At 52.5% G+C, this 24,827-nt stretch carries 21 protein-coding genes and 1 other annotated feature; of the genes, 8 read left to right on the top strand and 13 right to left on the bottom strand.

Annotated elements, in window-relative coordinates:
* Positions 1-106: 106 nt before the first annotated feature.
* Both EAH77_RS11315 and yaaA read left to right on the top strand, forming a co-directional pair.
* A complete protein-coding gene (locus EAH77_RS11315) occupies positions 107-1,549 on the top strand; it encodes an alanine/glycine:cation symporter family protein (protein WP_140472661.1) in 1,443 nt (480 codons plus the stop codon).
* A gap of 138 nt (positions 1,550-1,687) precedes the next feature.
* Entirely contained in the window at positions 1,688-2,461 is a 774-nt protein-coding gene (yaaA, locus tag EAH77_RS11310; protein ID WP_140472659.1) for a peroxide stress protein YaaA, read from the top strand.
* Between the two features lie 75 nt (positions 2,462-2,536).
* On the opposite strand, the gene thrC is transcribed toward yaaA, so the two are convergent.
* From thrC to EAH77_RS11285, 5 genes are all read right to left on the bottom strand, one after another.
* On the bottom strand, positions 2,537-3,826 hold the full coding sequence (gene thrC, locus EAH77_RS11305; RefSeq protein ID WP_140473065.1) for a threonine synthase: 1,290 nt from the start codon (positions 3,824-3,826) through the stop codon (positions 2,537-2,539).
* Positions 3,827-3,829: 3 nt separating this feature from the next.
* Positions 3,830-4,759, bottom strand: coding sequence for a homoserine kinase (gene thrB / locus EAH77_RS11300; protein WP_140472657.1), 930 nt, complete (start codon positions 4,757-4,759; stop codon positions 3,830-3,832).
* A gap of 1 nt (position 4,760) precedes the next feature.
* The gene (thrA, locus tag EAH77_RS11295; RefSeq protein WP_140472655.1) at positions 4,761-7,220 is read right to left on the bottom strand and encodes a bifunctional aspartate kinase/homoserine dehydrogenase I; all 2,460 of its coding nucleotides are present in this window, start codon (positions 7,218-7,220) and stop codon (positions 4,761-4,763) included.
* Positions 7,221-7,278: 58 nt separating this feature from the next.
* Positions 7,279-7,396 (bottom strand) — a sequence feature (Thr leader region).
* The gene (gene thrL / locus EAH77_RS11290; RefSeq protein ID WP_140473063.1) at positions 7,335-7,403 is read right to left on the bottom strand and encodes a thr operon leader peptide; all 69 of its coding nucleotides are present in this window, start codon (positions 7,401-7,403) and stop codon (positions 7,335-7,337) included. Its footprint overlaps the feature before it by 62 nt.
* Positions 7,404-7,619: 216 nt before the next feature.
* Entirely contained in the window at positions 7,620-8,306 is a 687-nt protein-coding gene (locus EAH77_RS11285; RefSeq protein WP_140472653.1) for a tRNA/rRNA methyltransferase, read from the bottom strand.
* Positions 8,307-8,975: 669 nt separating this feature from the next.
* On the opposite strand from EAH77_RS11285, the gene arcA reads away from it, so the two are divergent.
* The gene (gene arcA, locus EAH77_RS11280; protein ID WP_140472651.1) at positions 8,976-9,692 is read left to right on the top strand and encodes a two-component system response regulator ArcA; all 717 of its coding nucleotides are present in this window, start codon (positions 8,976-8,978) and stop codon (positions 9,690-9,692) included.
* Positions 9,693-9,797: 105 nt separating this feature from the next.
* Here the strand turns inward: arcA and creA are convergent, their stop codons facing one another.
* On the bottom strand, positions 9,798-10,274 hold the full coding sequence (creA, locus tag EAH77_RS11275) for a protein CreA (RefSeq protein WP_140473062.1): 477 nt from the start codon (positions 10,272-10,274) through the stop codon (positions 9,798-9,800).
* A 209-nt stretch (positions 10,275-10,483) separates the two neighbouring features.
* Between creA and robA the strand changes: the two genes are divergently transcribed.
* Complete coding sequence (robA, locus tag EAH77_RS11270; protein WP_140472648.1) at positions 10,484-11,350, top strand: MDR efflux pump AcrAB transcriptional activator RobA; 867 nt, start codon at positions 10,484-10,486, stop codon at positions 11,348-11,350.
* Positions 11,351-11,374: 24 nt separating this feature from the next.
* On the opposite strand, the gene gpmB is transcribed toward robA, so the two are convergent.
* Positions 11,375-12,022 (bottom strand): 2,3-diphosphoglycerate-dependent phosphoglycerate mutase GpmB, encoded by a 648-nt coding sequence (gpmB, locus tag EAH77_RS11265; RefSeq protein ID WP_140472646.1) that lies wholly within the window; start codon positions 12,020-12,022, stop codon positions 11,375-11,377.
* A gap of 51 nt (positions 12,023-12,073) precedes the next feature.
* Here gpmB and yjjX point away from each other — a divergent pair, with 51 nt between their 5' ends.
* On the top strand, positions 12,074-12,607 hold the full coding sequence (gene yjjX / locus EAH77_RS11260; protein ID WP_140472645.1) for an inosine/xanthosine triphosphatase: 534 nt from the start codon (positions 12,074-12,076) through the stop codon (positions 12,605-12,607).
* A 9-nt stretch (positions 12,608-12,616) separates the two neighbouring features.
* On the opposite strand, the gene trpR is transcribed toward yjjX, so the two are convergent.
* The gene (trpR, locus tag EAH77_RS11255) at positions 12,617-12,979 is read right to left on the bottom strand and encodes a trp operon repressor (protein ID WP_140472643.1); all 363 of its coding nucleotides are present in this window, start codon (positions 12,977-12,979) and stop codon (positions 12,617-12,619) included.
* A 55-nt stretch (positions 12,980-13,034) separates the two neighbouring features.
* Positions 13,035-14,954 carry a murein transglycosylase gene (sltY, locus tag EAH77_RS11250; protein ID WP_194150509.1) on the bottom strand — a complete coding sequence of 640 codons (1,920 nt, stop codon included), beginning with the start codon at positions 14,952-14,954 and terminating at the stop codon, positions 13,035-13,037.
* A 528-nt stretch (positions 14,955-15,482) separates the two neighbouring features.
* Here sltY and rcsA point away from each other — a divergent pair.
* The 3 genes from rcsA (at position 15,483) to EAH77_RS11235 (ending at position 19,241) form a co-directional block, all read left to right on the top strand.
* Positions 15,483-16,163: a transcriptional regulator RcsA gene (rcsA, locus tag EAH77_RS11245; protein WP_140472640.1), complete on the top strand. Its 681-nt coding sequence runs from the start codon at positions 15,483-15,485 to the stop codon at positions 16,161-16,163.
* Between the two features lie 213 nt (positions 16,164-16,376).
* Positions 16,377-18,044, top strand: coding sequence for an energy-dependent translational throttle protein EttA (gene ettA, locus EAH77_RS11240; protein ID WP_140472638.1), 1,668 nt, complete (start codon positions 16,377-16,379; stop codon positions 18,042-18,044).
* A gap of 195 nt (positions 18,045-18,239) precedes the next feature.
* Positions 18,240-19,241, top strand: a complete 1,002-nt coding sequence (locus tag EAH77_RS11235) for a zinc-binding alcohol dehydrogenase family protein (RefSeq protein WP_140472636.1) — start codon at positions 18,240-18,242, stop codon at positions 19,239-19,241.
* Between the two features lie 63 nt (positions 19,242-19,304).
* Here the strand turns inward: EAH77_RS11235 and EAH77_RS11230 are convergent, their stop codons facing one another.
* From EAH77_RS11230 to radA, 4 genes are all read right to left on the bottom strand, one after another.
* Positions 19,305-20,171 (bottom strand): DUF2950 domain-containing protein, encoded by an 867-nt coding sequence (locus EAH77_RS11230; RefSeq protein WP_140472634.1) that lies wholly within the window; start codon positions 20,169-20,171, stop codon positions 19,305-19,307.
* Positions 20,172-20,188: 17 nt separating this feature from the next.
* Positions 20,189-21,712 carry a DUF3300 domain-containing protein gene (locus tag EAH77_RS11225; protein WP_140472632.1) on the bottom strand — a complete coding sequence of 508 codons (1,524 nt, stop codon included), beginning with the start codon at positions 21,710-21,712 and terminating at the stop codon, positions 20,189-20,191.
* A gap of 369 nt (positions 21,713-22,081) precedes the next feature.
* Positions 22,082-23,338 carry a multifunctional transcriptional regulator/nicotinamide-nucleotide adenylyltransferase/ribosylnicotinamide kinase NadR gene (gene nadR, locus EAH77_RS11220; protein WP_140472630.1) on the bottom strand — a complete coding sequence of 419 codons (1,257 nt, stop codon included), beginning with the start codon at positions 23,336-23,338 and terminating at the stop codon, positions 22,082-22,084.
* 80 nt (positions 23,339-23,418) lie between these two features.
* Positions 23,419-24,801, bottom strand: coding sequence for a DNA repair protein RadA (gene radA, locus EAH77_RS11215; protein WP_140472628.1), 1,383 nt, complete (start codon positions 24,799-24,801; stop codon positions 23,419-23,421).
* Positions 24,802-24,827: the final 26 nt, after the last annotated feature.

The following is a 24,827-nucleotide window of genomic DNA, read 5'->3' as shown; positions in this document are numbered from 1 at the left end:
AGCGTTAAAAACGCTATGTTATCCGGCTCAACCTTCAGGCCGACTGAAACACCCTCCCAACTGTGCCGGGCTTCGCTTTCAAAAGATTGACCACCAGAGGCATCGAATGACCGAAATGCTGGATTTTTTCGACAATATCCTTTGGGGATCGATCCTGATCTACCTGCTGCTCGGCACCGGCATTTATCTCAGCCTGCGCACCCGCTTTATTCAGTTTCGGCAGTTCGGCCATATTTTTTCCATCAGCCTGTTAAAAACGTCCCCCGATCCCCGTGGTATTTCTACTTTTCAGGCGCTGTGCATCAGTCTGGCCGCCCGTATCGGCACAGGGAATTTGTCTGGCGTCGCGCTGGCACTGACCGCAGGCGGGCCGGGCGCCATTTTCTGGATGTGGCTGATTGCCCTGATTGGCATGGTCACGTCCCTGTTCGAAAATACCCTGGCCCAGGTGTATAAAAGCCGTGACATAAACGGACGCTTTCGCGGCGGGCCGGCCGACTACATGGCCAGAGGGCTTGGAATGCGCTGGATGGGGGTGTTTTTCTCCCTTTTACTGGTGCTGACCTTTGGTCTAATTTTCAACGCACTGCAAGCAAATGCTATTGCTCAGGCTGCTACATTGGCCTTCAATGCTGATCCTCTTTATATCGTCACCGGGCTGCTGGCGCTCACGGCAACCATCATTTTTGGTGGCCTAAAAAGCTTTTCGCGCCTTTCACAGTGGGTGGTGCCATTGATGGTTATGGCTTACCTGATCCTCGCAGTCTGGGTGATCTTGCATAACATTGAACGCTTGCCGCAGGTGTTTGTGCTGGTGTTTAAAAGCGCTTTCGGTTTGCAGGAAGTGGCGTCTGGGGCCATCGGCTACGGTGTCATGCAGGCGCTCACTCAAGGTGTGCAGCGCGGGCTGTTCTCGAATGAAGCAGGAATGGGGTCATCCCCCAACGCCGCCGCGCTCGCCGCCCCGGTCCCTTCCCATCCTGCTGCTGTGGGGTTTTCACAAATGCTCGGCGTATTCATTGATACCATTGTCATTTGCAGCGCTACTGCACTCATCATTCTCACCTCAGGCCTGCTTGATGCCCCCGGCCAGAAACTGGAAGGCATTGCACTGTTGCAAGGGGCAATTTCTGCCGCCACCGGCAGCGTTGGACATTTGTTGGTCGCCGCTTTTGTGTTTATTTTTGCGTTCTCGTCTATCACAGCCAATTACGTCTATGCCGAAAACAACCTGATGTTCCTGCACAGCGGTGATCGGGCAAAGCTGTTTGTTTTCCGCCTGTTGGTGCTTGGTATGGTGGCTTTCGGATGCCTGGCTGAGCTGCCACTGGTGTGGAAAATGGCTGATATCGCCATGGCATTGATGACCATTACCAATCTGACCGCCCTGCTGCTGCTGTCTGGCCTCGCCCTAAAGGTGATTAAAGACTATGAACGGCAGCGGGAAATGGGGAAAATACCGGTGTTTAATCCTGAGCATTTCCCTGAAATCCGCCAACAGCTTGAGCCCGGCGTATGGGGCAAAAAAACCTACCCGTCAGAAAGTTAAGTTTTACCTATCGCTGAAATTTCCGTCCAGAACGCTTCACCGCGACTTTTTCAGCCGGTTTTACGTCATTTATTTGTTACAGTAACCACCATACTTAATGCTTAATTTAAACCGACAGCCGACCAAACGGATGCGACTATGCTGACCATTATTTCCCCTGCAAAAACCCTGGATTACGACAGTCCGCTGGCAACCCAACGCTTCACCCAGCCCGAGTTACTGGATAAATCCAGCCAGTTAATTCACATTGCCCGCCAACTGACTCCGGCGCAAATCTCCAGCCTGATGGGCATCAGCGACAAACTCGCCCTGCTCAATGCCGGGCGTTTCAATGACTGGCAGCCGGATTTTTCCCCAGACAACGCCCGTCAGGCAATTCTGGCCTTCAAGGGAGATGTGTATACCGGTTTACAGGCCGAAGATTTCAGCGAGGAGGATTTCGACTTCGCGCAACATCACCTGCGCATGTTGTCTGGTCTGTACGGGTTACTGCGGCCGCTTGATTTGATGATGCCTTACCGGCTGGAAATGGGGATCCGCCTGCCCAATACCGAAGGCACTAATCTGTATGCCTTCTGGGGAGACCTGCTCACTGAGAAGCTTAACGCGCTGCTTAAAGGTCAAGGCGATAAGGTGCTGATCAATCTGGCTTCTGACGAATATTTCAAAGCGGTGAAACCAGCAAAACTTGACGGCGAAATCATCAAGCCGGTGTTCCTCGACCAAAAGAACGGCAACTATAAAGTCATCAGTTTTTATGCCAAAAAAGCGCGCGGCCTAATGAGTCGTTTCATTATCAAAGAGCGCCTGACCAAGGCCCGCCAGTTGCAGGATTTTACCCTCGACGGCTATGCGTATGACGCATCCCGTTCACAGGGCAACGAACTGGTGTTTACCCGCGCCGAGCAGTAACCCAGGGTTTGACCACAAAAAAAGCCCTCGACGGATGCGAGGGCTTTTTCATTTCTGCGTAATCTACAGGCAGACTTATTTTGGCAAGGCCATCAGGAAAGCGCGCATGGCGCTGAAATCAGCAGGCAGGTTGTGCGACAGCAAAGGCAAGTCGGCGCGATCAGCCAGCTCTTTCGGCAGGTCAAGTTCCTGACCGAGGATCGCTTCGACGCTTTCTTTGAACTTCGCCGGATGTGCCGTGCCGATGAACAAACCAAATTCACCCGGTTTCAACTGGTCACGCAGCACACGGTAGGCGATCGCCGCATGAGGTTCGGAGATATAACCCAGATCAGCCAGTTCGCGTATCGCATCTTCAGTGGTGTCATCGCTCACGGCGCCGAAGCCCAGATCTTTCAACTGCCAGGTTTTACGGCGATACAACTCTTCCACGCGCGGCCAGTTATTCGGCTGGCTGACGTCCATGGCGTTGGAGAGCGTCGCGACAGTCTTCTTCGGATCCCACTCACCATCGTGCAAATAACGTGGCACCGTATCGTTGGCGTTGGTTGCAGCGATAAAGCGCTTCACCGGCAGGCCGAGGGATTTCGCCAGCAAACCGGCGGTCAGGTCCCCAAAGTTACCGCTGGGTACCGAGATCACTAACTGGTTGCGCGCTTCCTGCGGCAGCTGCGCCACCGCTTCGAAGTAGTAGCAAATTTGTGCCAGCAGACGGCTGATATTAATGGAGTTTGCCGAGTTCAGCTTCAGCTCATGCTTCAGTTCTTCATCGTCAAACGCCTGCTTCACCAGCGCCTGGCACTGATCGAAGTCACCGTCGATGGCAATCGTATGGATGTTGTCACCCAGCGTGCAGAATAATTTTTCCTGCAACGGGCTGATTTTGCCGCGCGGGTAGAGGATCACCACGCGCACATTTTTCATGCCATGGAAGGCATGCGCCACGGCGGCACCGGTATCACCGGAGGTCGCGGTAAGAATAGTGACCGGCTGGTCGCCTGACACCTGAGTCAGAACCTGTGCCATAAAGCGGCCGCCAAAGTCCTTAAAAGCCAGAGTCGGGCCGTGGAAGAGTTCGAGGCAGGAGATATCCTCCTCAACTTTTACGACAGGTGCCGGGAACGCAAAGGCGTTTTTCACCCGTTGATACAGCTGGTCTTCAGGAATTTCGTCGCCGATAAACGCAGAGAGAATACGGCTGCTGCGGGTAACAAAATCCTGCTCCAGCAAACCATCAATGTCACTCAGTGCAAATTCAGGCAATTCGAGCGGAAAGAACAGACCCTGCTGCTTACCCAGCCCCTGCTTAACAGCCTGAGCAAAGCTGACCTGCTCGTTATGATCCTTCAGGTTGTACAGTTTCATCATTTATCCCAATAGTCTCGCGCCTGCGGTATCCAGGCGACAAATATGAACAAAGCCTTCATCATTTTGCAGATAGTGATTCTGCAACCAATCGGCCATACGTGTGGCCGTGGCGCTGTCGTTACACACAGCAAACAGCGTCGGGCCAGAGCCGGAAATACCACAGGCTAGCGCACCAATTTCTTCGGCGGCGCTGCGGGCTTGCGCAAAGCCTGGTAACAGGCGGGTACGGTAGGGCTCGGCGATGACATCTTTCATCAGTTTAGCGGCCAGCGCGGGTTGCTGCGTATGGCAGGCGTGAATGAAGCCTGCCAGGTAACGTCCGTGGCTGATGCAATCCTGACGGCGATACTGTGCGGGCAAAATAGCGCGCGCTTCCGCAGTGGAGACTTTGATACCCGGATACGCCATCACCCACAGCCAGTCGTCGAAGCTCGGCACGTTCTGGCTGATAATATCCAGCTCTTCCAACATCAGTTGAATGCCACCGAGATAACAGGGTGCGACATTGTCAAAATGTACGCTGCCGGAAATACGCCCTTCCAGCTCACCCATCAGGCTGAGCATGGTATTTTCATCCAGCGGCTTACCGCAGAATTCATTCATCGCCATCAGACCGGCGACCACCGAACAAGCACTCGACCCCAGCCCGGAGCCAATCGGCATATTTTTTTCCAGCGTCATGGCGACCGGGACTTCTTTGCCGATCTCCTGACAAAAACGCTGCCAGCACTGATAAACAATGTTGTCTTCCATGCGAGCCGGAAGCTTGGAGACAAAACGCCCTTCACTTTTCAGGCTGAACTCTGTCGCCGCTTCAACGCTGACACAATCGCCCAGCAACGAGCCGTCCACCGGCGAAACTGCCGCACCCAGAACGTCAAAGCCTACGCTGACGTTACCAATTGAGGCCGGGGCATACACCTTAACCATATTAAACTCCTAACTTCCATGACAGCGTGCGCAAAAGATCGGCAAAAACGCCGGCGGCGGTTACATCATTACCTGCGCCATAGCCGCGTAATACTAAAGGCAGGGGCTGGTAATAACGACTGTAAAATGCCAGCGCATTTTCACCATTTTTCACTTTATACAGTGGATCATTGCCGTCAACGGCGTCGATTTTCACCGTACAACGTCCTTCTTCGATAGCGCCAACGTAACGTAATACTTTACCCTGCGCCGTGGCATCGGCCACACGCTGGCTGAAATCCGCATCCACCAGAGGTAAACGGGCGACGAAATCATTCACGCTGCCCTCTGAATTGAAGGATACCGGCAGAACCGACTCCACTTCAATATCCGACAGCTCAAGTTTGTACCCTGCTTCTCGGGCGAGAATCAACAGCTTACGCGCCACGTCCATACCGGAGAGATCATCGCGCGGGTCCGGTTCGGTATAACCCATCTCACGCGCCTGCAGGGTGGCTTGCGACAACGACATCCCTTCATCCAGCTTGCCGAAAATGTATGACAGCGAACCGGAAAGGATACCCGAGAAACGCACTAACTCGTCACCGGCATTGAGCAGGTTTTGCAGGTTTTCGATCACCGGCAAACCTGCACCGACGTTGGTGTCATAGAGGAATTTACGACGTGACCCTTCAGCCGCTTTACGCAACTGATAGTAATAATTCATGGAGGAAGTATTGGCTTTCTTGTTTGGCGTCACGACGTGGAAGCCGTCTGCCAGGAAGTCTGCGTATTGATCTGCCACTTCCTGACTCGAAGTACAGTCGACAATCACTGGATTCAGCAGGTGATACTCCTTCACCAGACGGATCAGGCGCCCCAGATTAAACGGCTCTTTGGCTGCACCCAGTTCGTCACGCCAGTTTTCCAGTGAAATACCGTGCACATTGGTCAGCATCGCGCGGGAGTTGGCAATACCGCAGATACGCAGATCGATATGTTTACCTTTCAGCCACGCCTGTTGACGGCGAACCTGTTCGATCAGTGCCCCGCCCACGCCACCGATACCAATCAGGAACACTTCGATGACCTGATCGGTATTGAACAGCATCTGATGGCTAACGCGCACGCCGGTCGTGGCATCTTCGTTGTTGACCACCGCAGAGATAGAGCGTTCGGAAGAACCCTGCGCAATCGCCACGATGTTGATATTGGCGCGGGCCAGCGCAGAGAAGAACTTGGCAGAGATACCACGCAGTGTGCGCATACCGTCGCCGACCACCGAAATGACGGCCAGTTTTTCCATCACGTCCAGCGGCTCCAGCAGAACGTCTTTCAGCTCCAGATAAAACTCCTCTTCCAGCGCCTTACGTGCGCGCGCCAGTTCGCCCTGCGGAACGCAGAAACTGATGCTGTACTCTGAAGAGGATTGGGTGATTAACACCACCGAAATACCGGAGCGGGACATCACTGCAAACACGCGGGCAGCCATGCCGATCATGCCCTTCATGCCGGGACCTGAGACGTTAATCATCGCCATGTTGTTGAGGTTGGTGATGCCTTTAACCGGCGTATTGTCGTCAAGGCTTTCACTGCCAATCAACGTGCCAGGGGCCTGCGGATTAGTGGTGTTTTTGATAAGGCAAGGGATCTGGAACTGAGCGATAGGCAAGATGGTGCGAGGGTGCAGCACTTTGGCACCGAAATACGACAGCTCCATCGCTTCCTGATACGACATCGATTTCAGCAGGCGGGCATCGGGTACGGTGCGCGGGTCGCAGGTATAAACGCCATCAACATCAGTCCAGATTTCACAGCAGTCAGCACGCAGGCAGGCAGCCAGTACGGCAGCGGAATAGTCGGAGCCATTGCGGCCCAGCACCACCAGCTCGCCTTTATCATTGCCCGCAGTAAAACCGGCCATCAGAATAATGTTATCAGCCGGAATGGCGCTGGCGGAGATACGCAGGGTGGATTCGTTGATATCCACGGTGGATTCCAGGTAATGGCCCTGTGCCAGCAGCTTCTCGACCGGGTTGATCACGCTGACACCAAATCCTTTGGCCACAAACACCGCTTCCATAATGGCGATGGAGAGTTTTTCGCCACGGCAGATGATCGACGCATTCACGCTGTCCGGACACTGGCCTAACAGATTGATGCCGTGCAGTAATTGTTTGAGCTGGGCGAACTCCTGTGCAACGAAGGTTTTCACCTTCGGCAAATCAAAGCCCGGCTGCGCCTCGGCCAGGCCGGTTATCAGTTCGGAGAAAATGCGCTCCGCGTCACTCATGATCGGCTGGATTTCCTGACCGGCAATCGTGCGTTCGATCATCGCGACCAGATGGTTGGTAATTTTGGCTGGCGCGGATAACACCGTGGCAACCTGTCCCTGACGTGCATTGCTTTCCATGATATCCGCGACGCGCAAGAAGCGCTCCGCGTTTGCTACTGAGGTGCCGCCAAATTTCAACACTCGCATTTCTGATACTCTCCTAAAGCTCATTTCATCAATGACAATTCGGTAAAAAAAAGTCGGTAAAAAAAAAGCCCGCACTGGTTAGGTGCGGGCTTTTTTCTGTTTTTCCTGTACGCGTCAGCCCGCCCCGTTACCTGTGGTTTCGGTGGTGGTAATAATTGTTGTGTTCAGGCTGAGGATTCGCATTTTTTCTTCTGTCTGTTGTTGTGTTTTTTACGCTGTCTGACCCTATTAGCTAAAGCATCAGGCAGGACAAGTCAATTTTTTTCTGTTTTTGAGCCGATACGCGACCTTCAGCCTAAACAGATTATTCTCTCCAAAAAAGACGAAATTCAGTGAAAAAATCAGAGTAAACGCACCATCACCAATTTTATAACCACTTGCCCGGTCGAATACCTCACATCACTTCGCCAGTTTTTTTTCGATGTCATGCAGCAATGTATGCAGCATAGCAGCATCGCGCTGCTGTAAAAGTCCCAGCCGCTGATGTAACCAGTCGCTCAATTTTTGGTCGTCAGCCGCCTCTACGTCAACCAGCAACCGGTCAATTCGTGAGCGCAGCGCGGTCAATTGCCCCGCTTGCGCCTCCACCGGTAATTCGGCAGTGACCTGATTGAGCGACGCGAGTTGGTAACAGAACACCATCACCGCCTGCCCAAGATTGAGGGAGGGGTAATCCGCCATCATCGGCACGCCGGTGAGAACATCCGCCAGCGCCAGCTCTTCATTGGTCAGCCCGGAATCTTCACGCCCAAATACCAGCGCCGCGTTGTTCACCCACTGGCGTTTTTCTTCCAACTGCCCCAGCAGTTCTACCGGCGTGCAGTAGTAGTGAAAGCGTGCGCGGCTGCGGGCGGTGGTGGCGACGGTGAAATCAATATCGGCCAGCGCCTCTTCCAGCGTCGTGAAGTGCAGCGCGTTATGCAGGATCTCGTTGGAAGCGTGTGCCACCCATCCGGCTTCAGGCTGTAAATGTGCCTGACTCCCCACAATACGCAGCGACGCAAACCCCATGGTTTTCATTGCCCGTGCAGCTGCCCCCACATTTTCGGGCCGCGCCGGTGAAACCAAAATAATATGAAGTTGCATAAGTTCCTCTGGAAATACGTCTGACCATTATCTTTTGCTGATTTTAAATGACGTTTCTCATTTACCAAAGCGCGGGGTCAAAAACGGCAAATAATTCACATTAACTTAACAGTTACTGGAATGGATTAGAGTAGTTTATAGAAAAAACGGCATTAACTGGTATAAATACGATGAAACTTATTCAGACACCTTATACAAACAATTAAACCTTATTAATCATATTGATATTAAGGATGCTTTAATCTAATTCTATTTATTAGAAAGCAACTTATTCTAACCTGCTGAATCGTGTTCAAAAACGGTGAAATGTGACTTAACCGTGCATTCTTATAAGTGTTTTTCACCAAACTGTTACCGTGCTACAATTGAATTTGATATATGTCAACAAAGCGTAGTTTTGTTGGGTGGTAATATCGGCACTCGCTGTTATATTGCTGTTAATAGGGTTAGTATAAGCGCCGATTCGATGCCCCCTTTTGGAAGACAAAAAGTGGACTTCCTCACCGAGCTGGCGACGACGTTGGCGTTGAAAGAAAGCGCATCAGTAACGCATTTACGTACTTTAGTCATGTAACGAGTGAGATGGCCTTTTGGCTGTCAAAATTCATCGGGATAACAAGGACTTCTGTACTCCTATTTTCAATTTGTTGGCAATCTTAGGTAGCAATCATGCAGACTCCTCACATTCTGATCGTCGAAGACGAGTTAGTGACACGTAATACGTTAAAAAGCATTTTCGAAGCCGAAGGCTACATGGTCCATGAAGCCAATGATGGCGCAGAAATGCACCACATCTTGTCTGAAAACGATATTAACCTGGTCATTATGGACATCAACTTGCCAGGCAAAAATGGCCTGCTGCTGGCACGCGAATTACGCGAACAGGCCAGCGTAGCCCTGATGTTCCTGACGGGTCGCGATAACGAAGTCGACAAAATTCTGGGCCTGGAAATTGGCGCTGACGATTACATCACCAAACCGTTCAACCCGCGTGAATTGACTATCCGTGCACGTAACCTGTTGTCCCGCACCATGAATTTGAGCTCCATCGGCGAAGAACGCCGTCTGGTTGAAAGCTATAAATTCAATGGTTGGGAACTGGACATCAACAGCCGTTCGCTGGTCAGCCCACAAGGTGAGCAGTACAAATTACCGCGCAGTGAATTCCGCGCCATGCTGCACTTCTGTGAAAACCCGGGCAAGATCCAAACCCGTGGTGATTTACTGAAGAAAATGACCGGCCGCGAGCTCAAGCCACATGACCGCACTGTGGACGTGACCATCCGCCGTATCCGTAAGCATTTTGAAGCGACACCTGATACCCCAGAAATCATCGCGACGATTCATGGCGAAGGCTACCGTTTCTGCGGTGACTTAGAAGACTAAGCAGCAGGTTGCCAACCTTATCTGCACTGATGAATAAAAACTAAAAGGCCAGCATCTGCTGGCCTTTGCTTTTTGGGGTGTAACCGGGAACCGCCACCAGGCGAATTAACGTGCGCCCCAGGGAATGATTGGCACCGCGCTCAGGGCATTCTTCGGTGAACCATCCACCACTTTATCTGAGTAGCTCAGATAAATTAGCGCATTACGTTTATCGTCATAGAAACGCACAACCTGTAATTTCTTGAAGACTAACGAGGTCCGTTTCTGAAAAACGACAGTTCCTTTGTCTTTCCCTTGCTTAATCTTGTCACTGAGCTCGATAGGTCCCACCTGCTGACAGGAGATGGCGGCATCTGACGTATCTTCGGCCAGACCCAGCCCGCCTTTTATTCCACCGGTTTTAGCCCGGCTGATATAACAGGTTACATTTTTAATATCAGGGTCATCAAAAGCTTCTACCACAATTTTATGATCAGGTCCGAAGAGTTTAAACACGGTATCGACCGAGCCAACCTGTTCTGCATGAGCAGAATTAGCACAAACAAAAAACAGTCCAAGTACAAAAATACAACATTTTTTCATCAAGTTACTCCACGTCAGTTGACTGACGTTGACGGAAATAAAAACAGCGCTAAGAAAGCCCATGCTCACAATTTAGAAATGAAATCTTCAGTAACATCAGTGAATAGCACATATAGCCAAAAAATTCTTAAGAAGTCTTACGCGAAAAAAGTTGCTATCATGCCGCGTCAACATTCTGTGCATTTATCTTAGTTCAACGAGGACGATCTATGGATCAAGCAGGAATCATTCGTGATCTTCTCAGCTGGTTAGAAACACACTTAGACCAGCCGTTATCACTCGACAACGTCGCAGCTAAAGCCGGTTATTCTAAATGGCACCTGCAACGGATGTTTAAAGATGTCACGAGTAACGCGATTGGTGCTTATATCCGTGCTCGCCGACTGTCAAAAGCTGCGGTCGCTTTGCGACTGACCAGCCGCCCAATTTTAGATATCGCTCTGCAATATCGTTTTGATTCTCAGCAAACGTTTACCCGTGCCTTCAAAAAGCAATTCGCACAAACTCCAGCACTGTATCGCCGCTCTGAAGATTGGCACTCCTTCGGGATCTGCCCACCTATTCGTCTCGGTGCCTTCATTCTGCCACAGCCTGAGTTTATGTCGCTTCCTGAACAGCATCTGATTGGTGTAACACAAAGCTACTCATGCACCCTGGAACAGATTTCGACTTACCGTAACGAAATGCGCCTGCACTTCTGGCGTCAGTATATTGGCGAAGCAAAAACGCTGCCGCCGGTGTTGTACGGTTTGCACCACTCCCGCCCAAGTCAGGAAAAAGACGACGAGCAGGAAGTGCTGTACACGACGGCTATCGAGCCAAACCATCTACCCGAGAACGTGGAAGGTCAGCCGATTGTCGTGCAGGAAGGGGAATACGCCATGTTCCACTACAAAGGTGCGCCGGAGCTGCTGCAGGAATTTATTCTGACGCTTTACGGAACCTGCCTGCCAACACTCAAAATGACGCGCAGAAAGGGGCAAGATATCGAACGATTCTACACCAAGAACGAGGTGCCAAGCGCGACACCACCGACTGAAGTAGAGTGTGACTATCTTATCCCTATCCGTCGCTAATCCATCGACATAAAGCTGCTGTGATTAACGCTGCAGCTCATCGAGTGCGGGCTGATCAAGATGTGAAATATCGCCCGCTGTTTCCACTATCCAACCCGATGCCAACCACGCACTTTCCTGATGATCTACCCGCGAGATAGAACAGTTACGTAGACGCAGGCGACGCTCAGCATAAGGCGCCAGCCCGAGGATGGTACTGATCAAGCATCCCAGCGCAATACCGTGACTGACCAACAAAGGTTTGCTGCCTGCGGGCAAGTCAAGACAACTGTCCAGCGCTGAACGCATACGCAGGGCCAGCTCGGTCATGCTTTCCCCCTGAGGAATGCGTCCGTTTGGCGTGCCGTCGACCATCTGTTTACGCCAGACTTCTTCCTCCGCGCTCAGGTTGTCCAGATCGCGCTCTTCAAGCACGCCCATATGCAGCTCGCGCAACCGGGGTTCAACCCTCATCTCACAGCCACAAACGTCGGCGATGATTTGTGCGGTCGCACGGGTGCGGCCAAGATCGCTGGCAATCACATGCGTGATACCTTCATGACGGACGCGCTGCGCGACCTGCTGTGCCTGAAAAACGCCTTTTGGCGTCAGCGGGCTGTCAGACTGGCCCTGAATCTTACGTGCTGCGTTCCATTCGGTTTCGCCATGACGGACGAGATATACCTGTAACATGAGTGTTTTCCGTTATACTGCGTGAAATTTGCTAAAGGATGCTAAAACTCTATGTACCACGTTGTCGCTGCAACCACTAACCCGGCAAAGATCAAAGCTATTGCAATGGCTTTTGAGGACATTTTTGGCGCTGATGCATTCCGTATCGAAGGCGTTGACGTCGACAGTGGCGTTCCTAACCAACCCATCGGCAGCAGCGAGACACGAACTGGCGCAAGACACCGGGTTATCGGTGCACGACAGGTTCGCCCCGAAGCAGACTTCTGGGTCGGCGTAGAGGCCGGTATCGAAGACAACATGACATTCGCATGGATGGTGATTGAAAACATGCACCAGCGCGGCGAATCACGTTCTGCCAGCCTGATGCTGCCTGAAATTATATTACAAGAGATCAATCAAGGCAGTGAATTGGGTGATGAAATGGATAAATTGACCGGAATTAATGACGTGAAACGCAAAGGTGGGGCCATCGGGATATTTACTGCCGGTAAACTCAGCCGTACCAGCGTCTATCATCAGGCTCTGATTTTGGCGCTAGCACCCTTCCATAACGCCATCTACCAGGCTCGCTCACAAACTCACTGACCGCTGAAATCAGTCACGTTCTCCGTGTCCTGGCGAACCGACTGGCTCATGCGAATCCAAAAGTTGCGTACCCAGCCAGGCCTTCAATTCGGCAGGGGCGCTCTTCAATCCATTGGACCCACGGGTGATCGTCGCGATCCCTGCCCCCAACTGGTTTTTCAGCTCACGCTGGCTGAGCTCACCACGCATCAACTCCTGAATGATCCTCACCCTTGTCCCTAATGCAGCCCGCTCGTCAGGTGTGAGCAGCAGTTGCAACAGGTCCTGATGCAGATTTTCTGCAAAAGCTTGCTGTAGCAGCGCCATAAAGCACTGCCAGTCCTCATTGCCTTGTTGGGAAAGAGCGGGGTCGGTTAACAATGTTTGGGTCATGTCATGGCTGCCATACTATTAAACTAGTACAGCAGCATAGCATAGGTGCCAATAATCAGTAACGCCTCTGCCATTCGGCATCCGTCAGCACTTTGGCAGGTTGGTGTAAAAAGTAGCGATAAAATGCATCATACGCCAACACATTTTTAACATATCGACGTGTTTCAGAGAAAGGGATACTTTCGACGAATGCCACGGCATCGATACGCCCGCCGCTATTACCCAGCCAGGTATTCACCCGCGATGGGCCGGCATTGTAGGCAGCGCTGGAAAGAATACGGTTGCGGCCAAACTGCTGATAAACATATTCCAGATAGTTCGTGCCAATGGTGATATTCATTTGCGGATCCAGCAACTGCGCGGGATTACTGTATCCGGCAATACCGAACATCTGCACCGTATGCTGCGCAGTGGCAGGCATCACCTGCATCAGACCGGCGGCACCGACGGGTGAACGCGCCTCGGGGTTCCAGGCACTTTCCTGACGAGCAATGGCCATCGCATAGCTTTGCGTGATGCCTTTGTCGTTGGTGGCCTGACGGAACTCCGGTGTCCACGCCAGCGGGAAACGCTCTTCCAGATAATCCCACAGCTTACCGGCGATAGTGGCCTGCACGCTGAGATCGGCCCATTTCTGATTAAAGGCATAACGCGCCAATGCAGTCTGCTGCTCAGGGCTGCGGCTTAGCACCAGATAGGTCCACTCGGTGCGGGCCAAATTGTCCATGTGCCAGTACATCAACTCACGCACACGGGCTATCTCTGGGAGTTTCGCCATGCTGGCATCCGGCTTGGTCGCAACGGAAACCTGCATCGGATAGGCGACCCCCAGTTTCTGCGCGGCGGCCATAGGGTAGAATCCACGGCCCTGCATCAGCTTACGTAAAATCGTTTCGCCCTGACTGCGCTTGCCCTGATCGATAAGCACCGAGGCTTCCCAGTAACGCCATTCATCTTCCTGCTGTGCGTCAGCCGATAGCCGGTCCATCCACTGGCTCAGCCCCTTTTGATCGCCTGCGGCAAGTGCCATGCGGATACGACGCTCCACCAGCGAGGTAGAGTGGCTGCGCAGGATCACGTTGTCACGCCAGCTCGCCTGTTCCGGCGTGGCATCACTGCCCATCAGGCGCCAGGCCACGGTCTCTTCCAGCTCCAGTTTGTCGCTGTCACTCATTTTCTGTAAGCGGACGAGGACCGGCAACATCGAACGGGCATTATCCAGGTCATCACGCACGATACGGGTAAAGGCAATGCTGACGGCATTTCGGGTGAAGTCCGTCGGCCCAACGGTGCGGGCGAAACTTTCAATGGTATTCGGGTTGTTTTGCAGATCAAGCAGCGCATCGCGCATGGTCTGGTAATCAGGCGGCAGCTGTTTGGCCAGGAAACTCACCAAATTGGTGTTGCCCTCTTTCATCGCCAGACCGATACGCTGCAGGGTGGTCAACGCGGTTTGATTACCCGCCTGCTGCCAAACGGTAAACAGCTTGTCGCAGGTGCCCGGTAACGATTTACCCGTCAGCCAGATATCCTTTGCAGCATTCAGCGCGGTTTTCTGGTCGCCCGTCACCCATTTGGCATAATAGTAGTTACAGCGCGCTGCCACCGGTTTTGGCACTTGCGGACTGAAAGAAAGCAGACCGGTCCAGTCCTGGCGGGTGGCAAGTTCATTAACAAATCGTGAAGGCAACGAACGCGCCGGAGGCAGCGTCGGGTGGGATTTCACGAAGTCATTGATCTGCTTAGGTGTCGCCACACTCAGATTTTGCGTCAGTTGACGGTATTCGAGATAGGGATAAAGCGGGTAGTCCTCAAGGGTTGGCATCAATTGATTAACCACATCCATTTGGTTACTGTCCCAGGCCTGCTTGATTTGCATATAACGCTGACGCTGTCCGTCTAAGGAATCAGCTTTTACCGCACCGGAAACGGTTATCAACAACATGCCTGCTGCCAGAAAATGCCATTTGTCCACCTTGACCATACTTACCTTTATCCTCGCTGGTTGTATTGCTTACTGCCAGATGCTGCGCCGTATGTTGGGGCTACACAGACTATCCGCTATGCATAGACATCTTCTACGCTAATCGATTCATGTTTAAAATTGAAGCCAACGACTGACGGCATCACAAACTTTACACAGTGTGGTGCAATGTGCAGTCAGATACCAGATGACGCACGCCTTAAAGTTGTCACCCTCAGAGGCCTGTGGTACTGAGACTTCTTACAATTTGTTTCAGATAACGTCCATTTTGTCCCAATAGGTTCATTACGGTTTACATCCCCTTCTTTGCACTCTATATCTTTGCCCAAGGCATTTCCCGCAACCACGCGTCTGCACGCAGCATTTTTACCGACGTGGCCTGCACATTTTTAGCGGGATCCCGCCTCATCGCACCAAGCTTTTTCATATAACGAGGCTTTTCCTCTACGCATTTTCACTTCATGGATGACCGAAATAAGTCGGGGAGATAACAAAGCCCATAAAAATAGGTAGATAAAAATGTCATCGCTCATTGTGGATAAGTGTCACTACACGCAGCTGGCATTGCAGAGTCTCTTGCAAATTAACGGACTAAAGAAGAAAGATATTCTTTCACTTACGGAAATCAACGAACTGCAAGCATCCTGCAATGGCCTTTCTCCCGACATCATCTTCATCAATGAAGACAGTTTCACCTATGATCCCACCATCGGTGAAGTGTTACGGGACGTGATCAACAAGCATCCTCAGACACTTTTTTTCATTTTTATTTCCAAAGAAAACCTGAACTATCAAAACTATATTCCGATCCGCAACAACATTATTATTCTGACAAAATCTATCCGCACCCAGTTGGTTTACCGCCTGATTGAACATAATCGGCAGGTGAAAGTCGCCAGTACGAACGCCGAGGTTTTAGATCTCACACCGGTAAGCCTCAGCCGAACCGAGGCTGATATTCTGAAAATGTGGATGTCAGGCCATAACACCCTGCATATTTCCCAGCACCTGAATATCAAAGAGAAGACCGTGTCCTCGCACAAGGGCAATATCAAACGCAAAGTGAAAACGCAGAATAAACAGGCCATCTACCACGTCGTAAAACTGGCCGATGCCCTGACGTCCGGTATGTTTGTCGGCCGCGTGCGCCCCTTTCGCAAAGCAATAACGTCCCCACTTCCCGCCATGGCGCGGGTATAACAGCGATTTCAGAGTGCGATCACAGTCAGTCAATCACCAGATACTTGGCATCCTGTGAGGTTGAAGGTTGGGAACCGGGGCGAAACAGGCTAAACTTCGCAATCGGAACACTTCTCAGTCATGCCGTTTTCAGGCGGGGCTGACTTTAATCCGCCGCAGCGCCTGTCCTTTGCAGCAAGCGTGCGGCTCGCATAGAAAGAGGCTCAAAACAACGTGGCTCAATACGTATACTCAATGCATCGCCTCGGCAAAGTGGTTCCGCCGAAGCGTCATATTCTAAAAAATATCTCTCTCAGTTTCTTCCCTGGTGCCAAAATCGGCGTGCTGGGTTTGAACGGTTCAGGTAAATCTACGCTGTTGCGCATCATGGCCGGTGTCGATACCGATATCGAAGGTGAAGCACGTGCGCAGCCAGATCTGAAAATCGGTTATCTGCCGCAGGAACCGCAGCTGAACATGGAACACACCGTGCGTGAGTCCGTGGAAGAAGCGGTATCCGAAGTCGTTGGCGCGTTAAAACGTCTCGATGAGGTTTATACGCTGTACGCTGATCCAGAAGCAGATTTCGATAAACTGGCTGCCGAACAGGGCAAGCTGGAAGAGATCATTCAGGCACATGACGGTCATAACCTGAACAACCAGCTGGAACGCGCCGCTGATGCGCTGCGCCTGGCTGACTGGGATGCAAAAGTCGCTACCCTGTCCGGTGGTGAACGCCGCCGCGTTGCGCTTTGCCGCCTGCTGCTGGAAAAACCAGACATGCTGCTGCTCGACGAACCGACCAACCACCTGGATGCAGAATCCGTGGCGTGGCTGGAACGTTTCCTGCACGATTTCGAAGGTACCGTTGTGGCGATCACCCATGACCGTTACTTCCTCGATAATGTCGCCGGTTGGATCCTCGAACTTGACCGCGGCGAAGGGATCCCGTGGGAAGGTAACTATTCCAGCTGGCTGGAACAGAAAGATGAACGTCTGGCACAGGAAGCCTCTTCCGAAGCAGCCCGTCGTAAATCTATCGAGAAAGAGCTGGAGTGGGTTCGTCAGGGCGCGAAAGGCCGTCAGTCTAAAGGCAAGGCCCGTCTGGCTCGCTTCGAAGAACTGAACAGCACTGAATACCAAAAACGTAACGAAACCAACGAACTGTTTATTCCACCTGGCCCACGCCTGGGGGATAAAGTCGTTGAAGTGAAGAACCTGAGCAAGTCTTACGGTGACCGCGTTCTGATCGACGATCTCTCCTTCACCGTGCCGAAAGGCGCGATTGTCGGCATTATCGGGCCGAACGGCGCGGGTAAATCCACGCTGTTCCGTATGATGTCGGGCCAGGAAGCGCCAAATAGTGGCACCATCGAACTGGGAGACACCGTCAAACTGGCGTCGGTTGATCAGTTCCGTGATTCCATGGACAACAGCAAAACCGTCTGGGAAGAAGTGTCCGGTGGTCAGGACATCATGCGCATCGGCACCACCGAAATGCCAAGCCGTGCCTACGTCGGCCGCTTCAACTTCAAAGGGGTTGATCAGGGTAAACGCGTTGGTGAGCTGTCCGGTGGTGAGCGTGGTCGTCTGCATCTGGCCAAACTACTGCAGGTTGGCGGTAACATGTTGCTGCTCGATGAACCAACCAACGACCTCGACATCGAAACTCTGCGCGCACTGGAAAACGCCTTGCTGGAGTTCCCAGGCTGCGCCATGGTCATCTCCCATGACCGTTGGTTCCTTGACCGTATAGCCACCCACATCCTCGATTATCAGGATGAAGGTAAAGTTGAATTCTTCGAAGGTAACTTCACCGAATACGAAGAGTACAAAAAGCGGACTTTAGGTGCCGAAGCGTTAGAGCCGAAGCGCATCAAGTACAAGAAGTTGATCAAGTAATCATCTTCCTGAAATAGTGAGGCCCGGAAACGGGCCTTTTTATTTTATGGTTATTTTTACCCTAAAAAATAAAATGTTAGCCCGCAGTCCCTCCTCTTCCATCCATAGAAAAACCCAATTCTTACAGCATAAAATCAATAGAGCAGGCCTGCGCATCAGGGCTAGACTGTCTGTATACCCAATGGAGGATTTCTAATGTCTATTAAAGCCATCGCAGTGAACCCAAAAGACCCGGCACATTTCATTGCCATCGAATTACCGCAGCCCGTTGCCAAAGAATGTGATCTGCTGGTTGAAGTGAAAGCCGTATCAATCAATCCGGTCGATACCAAAGTGCATAAAGGCGTGCAGAAAAGCGGTCTGGATGCACCGAAAGTACTGGGTTGGGATGCCAGCGGCATCGTCAAAGCCGTCGGCAGCGCGGTGAAAAATTTCAAGGTGGGTGATGAAGTCTGGTACGCCGGTGACATTACCCGCTCCGGCAGCAACGCCACTGAGCAGTTGATCGACTCACGCATCGTTTCGATTAAACCGAAAACATTGGACTGGGCACAGTCTGCCGCGATGCCGCTGACCGCACTGACCGCCTGGGAAGCACTGTTCGAACACCTGAATATTCAGCACGCATCAGCCGACAAAACCCTGCTGATCATCGGCGGTGCCGGCGGTGTTGGCTCACTGGCGATCCCGTTTGCTTCGCTGCGCAGCAAAGTGAAAGTCATCGCCACAGCCTCACGCCCGAAATCGGCGCAGTGGTGTCTGGATCGCGGTGCGGATCTGACCGTGAACTATAAAGATCTGAAAGGTGAGCTGGCGAAGCATGACATCAAACAGGTCGATTTCATTCTTTGCCTGAACGATACCGACGGCCATTGGGCGGCGATCAGCGATCTGATTGCGCCGATGGGTCACATCTGTACTATCGTCGAAAATGAAAAACCACTGGATATGAATACGCTGAAGCTGAAAAGTGCCGCGCTGCACTGGGAGCTGATGTACACCCGCAGCATGTTCAATACACCGGACATCGCCGAGCAGGGTGAGATCCTCAAACAGGTGGCCGCGCTGGTTGATGAAGGCAAAGTGCACACTACCCTGAGCGAAACCCTGCACGGCCTGAGCGTCGAAAGCATCGAAGCCGCTCATGCCAAAGTGCTTGATGGCCATATGCAGGGCAAAGTAGTTGTCGCGTTCTAAATAAAGAAAAACCCCGTAACAGAAGTTACGGGGTTCGCTTTTCTACCTGCCGATAATGGGAAATCAAGGCTGCTCGTCAATCGCCTGCCAGCTGTCATCGGGGTCGAAACTGTCGATTTTTCGCGCCTGCGCATCCGTGTCGTCGCCCATATCCTTCTGATAGACAACGCCTTTCTGATTGATCATAAAGCTGGTGATCCCGGTGTGTCCGTAGGAAACCGGCCAGGCGATCAGCGCAAAACCTTTGGTCATCAGGCCGTTATCAACATAGTTAAGAGCGCCGCCTTCTGCATTTTTTCCCTGCTGCATCAGGATCCTGAAGTGGTAGCCGTGATACTCAGAACCGGGCTGCTCGTTACCAAACGCAGGACCAAGCGGGCTGGGTACTTCGCCCTGCTTAACCGGCCAATACAGACCATCACGCTGCCCGTCGCTGCTGATCAACTTTTGCGCATAATGCGACGTACCCTCTGCGGTTTGCCAATATTGCTGCTGCGCATCGGTATAGGCCGTCACCGCCTGAATCGCCGATAATTCATTTCTGCCGATAGCTCGGGTTTCAATTTCCGCCGCGCCCTTTTGCATATCAAATGACCAGCCATCGTTGCTTTTAACCATCGGGATCGGCAGTTGCCAGTTATCAGCGCCCACGTTCAGATGGGCAATATCCCCCTGCAGTACCAAATTGTGTGACACTTTCCAGTCGCGCATGAAGCGCGTCACGGCATCGGGGTCGACGTCTTTCTCCGGCAGATAAACCTGCCAGTCATCGCCGAGCAATTTTTGCAACGCCGCGTCATCATGTGCGTCTACGGCTTTCACCAGCGCCTGAGCCGCCAGATCGGGACTGCTGAAATACAGCTGTGCGAAAGCACTCAGAGGCAGCGCCAGCAACCCCGCCGAGATCAGAATATGGGTCAATTTATTCATTACTTTTCCTCTTCGCACTAGCGACGGTGCAGATGCACGGGCTCTGCGTTGGCAGGGCGTGAGCGCATAACATCATGCATTTGCTGACGGCTTTGATTGCCGCGCGCCTGTTGCTGCTGCCACGACGGCGAACGGCTGGAGTTACCGCTAAATACCGAACTGTGTGACAGGTTCATGTTGTTACCCGGATGCGAGTTTTGCATCTGCTGATGGTTACGGTACTGAGCTGGCATCTGGCGGCTGGAACCGGAGTTCACCTGCGCGCGGTTGGCCAGATTATTATTAGATGAAGGCACTGAGCGTGGCGCAGTTGTTGCTGTCCGCCCTTCATGGCTGTTCATCACTGACGCTGCCTGCTGGCGACGCTGCTCACGGGTCTGGCCGGTCGTCGCGGCGTCAAAACCACGATAATTGCTCCGCTGGGCCACCCGGTTCAACGCCTGATTCTGCGTAGCGCCACTCAAGTGAGCCACCGGGTTTGGCACGCCCGTATTGTAAGCGGGATTATGCTGCCAGTTGAAGCTGTTCGGTAGGTCGGAATGATTCGCCATACTGCTATTGCCGGAAATATGATCATTGTTACCGGTGATACGGTTGTAGTTATTCACATTCACGTTAACGAAATTACCCGGCTGACCGCCATGATGGCCGTCGTCGTGGTGCCCATCATCGTGATGATGGTCGTCATCCCAGTCAATATTACCAAAGATAGCGTAGGTTGCCGCCACGCCGACCCCAAAACCGATGCCGGACACGACGCCGTTAACAAACTGCTCGCCCGGCGGTGGTGGCAAATAGACCGGCGGATAGGCCGGTGTCGGCCAGGTGCCATACACCACATTCGGGTTATAGCTCGGCACGTACACCACCTGCGGATCGGCAGATTCAATAATGATGGTTTGCGGCGCGGCGTTCACCACCGTCGTATTGCCAGTTGCAGCAGGCTTAACGGTAACTTTTTGCTGCGGTGTACTTTTCAGTGCCCCGCTCTTTTGGGCAATCTGGCGGAATTTCTGCACGCTATCCATCAGGTCAGCCGGTTGCGCCAAAAACAAATTGCCAAGATTTTGCACCCACACCGGATCCTCCCCCATCAAAGCCAGCAACTGCGGGAAAGCGACCAGCGATTTCACGCTAGGATCCCAAGGCTCACTGGCTGCGGCTTTGACCGCTGCATCTCCCTGCAACTGCGGATGATCCCGCGACCACTGTTCGGCCTGAATGACGTTTGTCGGATAGGTTGAAGCCATCAGCACCTGCGACAGCAAGGTATCGGGATAGAGCGCCACAGGGGCGACCCATTGATCGATTTGTGCCTGCGTATACGCGGCCGGTGCAGGTGCCGCCGCCGTGGCTGGCACGGCTACGGCAGCAACCGGTGCTGCGCTGACCGGTACTGGCTGCGTGCTCACTTGCACAGGCACGACTTCTGCCTGCGAATTGACAGGAAACCAGCCTTTAATAAACAGCACACTGGCCAGCACAAACGCCCCCACACCACAGGCCAGTGCCGTACCCCAGAACTTGAACGATGAATTCATTCTGCTCACCTTATAAAGCCCGCCCCAGCAGGCATTTCGGGTAAGTATAATCCGCGAAATAACACTCAACCGGGACACTCTATTTTTATTTTCAGGCAGGGCTTTACGCATTAAATGCGTAATAAAATCAGGCTGAAATATAATTTTTTTAACTCATTGAAGCAGATGAGTTAATTTTTAAAAAATGTCATATGCCACATTAATTAATGTTTAATTAAAATGAGGATTAGGTTTCATACGCAGAATAAATAAATGAAGCATTTTATATTCATCACACTAATTTATATCAGCGATTCAAATAAAAATGCCCCGACGTCTCAGCCTGGGGCATCAGGTATGATTCTGAAGAGGCTGGCACTGCCGCGGGCTTCACTCTAGCGGATCGCGGACGCGGGTTGTGTCAGCGGCTAGCATAGTTTGCACCAGCTCGACACATTCGAGGAAACGCTGATCGTAGTCCGAGGATTCGACGTGAATATAATTGACGCCATTTTGCTTTAGCATGTCGATCAACAGATTCTGGAATGACATGCGGTCCGTGGTGCTACCCAGGCTGCGTAAACCGTCGGCCACCCAGGGGGTGTTATTTTCCAGCAGGATCACCAGATCAAAGCGGTATTCATCCATCAGCGCCTGTACAAATGGATGCTCGCGGCCTTCGTATTTCTGGCAAAACGCTTGTGTGGTCAGAAAGTCGGTATCGATAAAGGCGACTTTATTGGCATATTTAACCGCAAAATCAATGTACTGCGCCTGACCCAGCGCGATTTTATCGTAGTCGGAATATTGCAGCGCCATTTCATCACCGCCCAGATGCGAGAAGACATAATCGCGTCCATATTCCCAGGCACTGGTCGTATTGAAAATATTGGCTAATTTATTGACCAGCGTGGATTTTCCGCTCGACTCCCCCCCCAGCACCGCCACTGTGCGCACAAAAAACGGCTTCACTTCGGTCGGAATATAGTCCCAGTAGCGGAAGGGATCCTGACGGATCTGCGACCCGCTGATTTTCATAAATGATCGCTTAGGGTCGATGAGTACAGTATCAATGCCCAGATGCTCGCGATACTGCGGGGCATCATTCTCTTCACTGGAGTAAATAGTATTCGGATGAATCCCCTTCTTCTCCATAAAGTCGGTGATGCCACGGCTCCAGACATCCCAGCCGTGCGGGTACGGCTCCATTCCTTCTTCATTGAACGAATGAATATGAATATTTTTCTGATATTTAAAGGTTTGTAGCAGCCAGCGCAGCCGGTCACTGACCGTCGGCTGTTGTGACATCGAACTGTTTTCAAACAGGGTGCGGTCGCGGGGCTCGTCATAGCCCATGACAATATGCAATTCATCCACCTGACTGCAGGCGCGCTGAATCAAATAGATGTGGCCGGTGTGCAGCGGGTAAAACTTACCAAACACCACGCCAATTTTTTTCTCCCGGCGCGGGAATTCCAGATCGAGGAAACGGTGTAAGGCTTCCAGCTTCTGTGCGCTCGGGCTTTTGATTTTGGCATTCAACAATTGGCTCAAATAGCCTTTGGTCATGCCGCTGGCCTGAGCCACCTGCTGTAATGTACATCCCTGTTGTTTAATGGCCGTTTTTAGATAATCGAACTGAGACATACCTTGTCCTCTCCCTCAGGTGTTTAGTTTGCTAAACAAAAAATAGCACAGCTTAGGGGCAGAGGAACATCTTGACGTTGTTACAGATCGTCGAGGAGGGCCAGCGCATCCGCCAACTTCTTGACCCCGAAGACCTGCATCCCGACAGGCAGTTTTTTCGGCACATTGGCGTGAGGGACAATGGCGCGCTTGAAGCCGTGCTTGGACGCTTCAGCAATCCGCTCCTGGCCGCTCGGCACCGGGCGAATTTCCCCCGCCAACCCGACTTCGCCAAACACCACCAAATCATGCGGTAGCGGACGGTCGCGCAGGCTCGACACCAGCGACAACAACAGGGCTAAGTCGGCGCTGGTTTCAGTCACTTTCACGCCACCGACTACGTTGACGAACACATCCTGGTCGGCCATTTGCAAACCACCGTGACGGTGCAGCACCGCCAGGAGAATCGCCAGCCGATTCTGTTCCAGGCCCACGGCCACACGACGCGGGTTGCCCATCATCGAGTGATCCACCAGCGCCTGAATTTCGACCAGCAGCGGTCGCGTGCCTTCCCACAACACCATCACCGAGCTGCCCGAGGTGATCTCATCACCCCGGCTGAGGAAAATAGCGGAAGGGTTGCTGACTTCGCGCAGCCCCTGCTCAGTCATGGCAAAAACGCCCAACTCGTTGACCGCGCCGAAGCGGTTTTTATGGCTGCGCAAGGTGCGAAAGCGGGAGTCGGCATCGCCGTCGAGCATCACCGAGCAGTCGATACAGTGCTCAAGCACTTTCGGCCCGGCCAGCGAACCATCTTTGGTCACGTGGCCGACCATGACAATTGCCACGCCGCGCGTTTTGGCGAAGCGCGTCAGATAAGCGGCAGTTTCACGCACCTGCGCCACCGTGCCGGGCGAGGACTGGATGTCCGACATGTGCATGACCTGAATGGAGTCGATCACCATCAGTTTCGGCTTTTCCTGATCGGCAATCAGGCAGATCTGTTCGATGCTGGTTTCAGACAACATATTCATGTTGGCCGTCGGCAAGCCCAGACGGTGTGCACGCATCGCCACCTGTTGCAGAGACTCTTCGCCGGTGACGTAGAGGGTTTTCATGCTTTCGCCGAGGCTGCATAAAATCTGCAACAGCAGCGTACTTTTACCCGCACCAGGGTTACCGCCGATCAAAATCGCACTGCCCGGTACCACGCCGCCACCAAGTACGCGGTCAAATTCTTTGAAACCGGTGCTAAAGCGCGGCATCTCATCGAGACTGATATCCGACAGTTTCTGCACCCGGCTGACGCCAGTGTCACCGGCATAACCCGTCAGACGTTCGTTGCGGGCCACGGTCGGCGACGCCGACAAACGGATTTCGGTAATGGAGTTCCAGGCCTGACAGGCACTGCATTGCCCCTGCCAACGCGGATAATCTGCGCCGCATTCATTACACACAAATGCCCGTTTTGCTGCTTTTGCCACAACGTACCTCTTGGTTTAATTCGGGA

Origin of the sequence: Ewingella americana (assembly GCF_006438725.1) — a bacterium.
Taxonomy (GTDB): domain Bacteria; phylum Pseudomonadota; class Gammaproteobacteria; order Enterobacterales; family Enterobacteriaceae; genus Ewingella; species Ewingella americana_A.
Note: the sequence above shows the minus strand (reverse complement) of the source record. Positions and strands in the feature narration are given on the sequence as shown.

Bases quoted from the DNA above. Each gene is read 5' to 3' on its own strand.
- EAH77_RS11315 (WP_140472661.1), top strand. From the start codon at position 107: ATGACCGAAATGCTGGATTTTTTCGACAATATCCTTTGGGGATCGATC.
- yaaA (WP_140472659.1), top strand. From the start codon at position 1,688: ATGCTGACCATTATTTCCCCTGCAAAAACCCTGGATTACGACAGTCCG.
- thrC (WP_140473065.1), bottom strand. From the start codon at position 3,826: ATGAAACTGTACAACCTGAAGGATCATAACGAGCAGGTCAGCTTTGCT.
- thrB (WP_140472657.1), bottom strand. From the start codon at position 4,759: ATGGTTAAGGTGTATGCCCCGGCCTCAATTGGTAACGTCAGCGTAGGC.
- thrA (WP_140472655.1), bottom strand. From the start codon at position 7,220: ATGCGAGTGTTGAAATTTGGCGGCACCTCAGTAGCAAACGCGGAGCGC.
- EAH77_RS11285 (WP_140472653.1), bottom strand. From the start codon at position 8,306: ATGCAACTTCATATTATTTTGGTTTCACCGGCGCGGCCCGAAAATGTG.
- arcA (WP_140472651.1), top strand. From the start codon at position 8,976: ATGCAGACTCCTCACATTCTGATCGTCGAAGACGAGTTAGTGACACGT.
- creA (WP_140473062.1), bottom strand. From the start codon at position 10,274: ATGAAAAAATGTTGTATTTTTGTACTTGGACTGTTTTTTGTTTGTGCT.
- robA (WP_140472648.1), top strand. From the start codon at position 10,484: ATGGATCAAGCAGGAATCATTCGTGATCTTCTCAGCTGGTTAGAAACA.
- gpmB (WP_140472646.1), bottom strand. From the start codon at position 12,022: ATGTTACAGGTATATCTCGTCCGTCATGGCGAAACCGAATGGAACGCA.
- yjjX (WP_140472645.1), top strand. From the start codon at position 12,074: ATGTACCACGTTGTCGCTGCAACCACTAACCCGGCAAAGATCAAAGCT.
- trpR (WP_140472643.1), bottom strand. From the start codon at position 12,979: ATGACCCAAACATTGTTAACCGACCCCGCTCTTTCCCAACAAGGCAAT.
- rcsA (WP_140472640.1), top strand. From the start codon at position 15,483: ATGTCATCGCTCATTGTGGATAAGTGTCACTACACGCAGCTGGCATTG.
- EAH77_RS11235 (WP_140472636.1), top strand. From the start codon at position 18,240: ATGTCTATTAAAGCCATCGCAGTGAACCCAAAAGACCCGGCACATTTC.
- EAH77_RS11230 (WP_140472634.1), bottom strand. From the start codon at position 20,171: ATGAATAAATTGACCCATATTCTGATCTCGGCGGGGTTGCTGGCGCTG.
- EAH77_RS11225 (WP_140472632.1), bottom strand. From the start codon at position 21,712: ATGAATTCATCGTTCAAGTTCTGGGGTACGGCACTGGCCTGTGGTGTG.
- nadR (WP_140472630.1), bottom strand. From the start codon at position 23,338: ATGTCTCAGTTCGATTATCTAAAAACGGCCATTAAACAACAGGGATGT.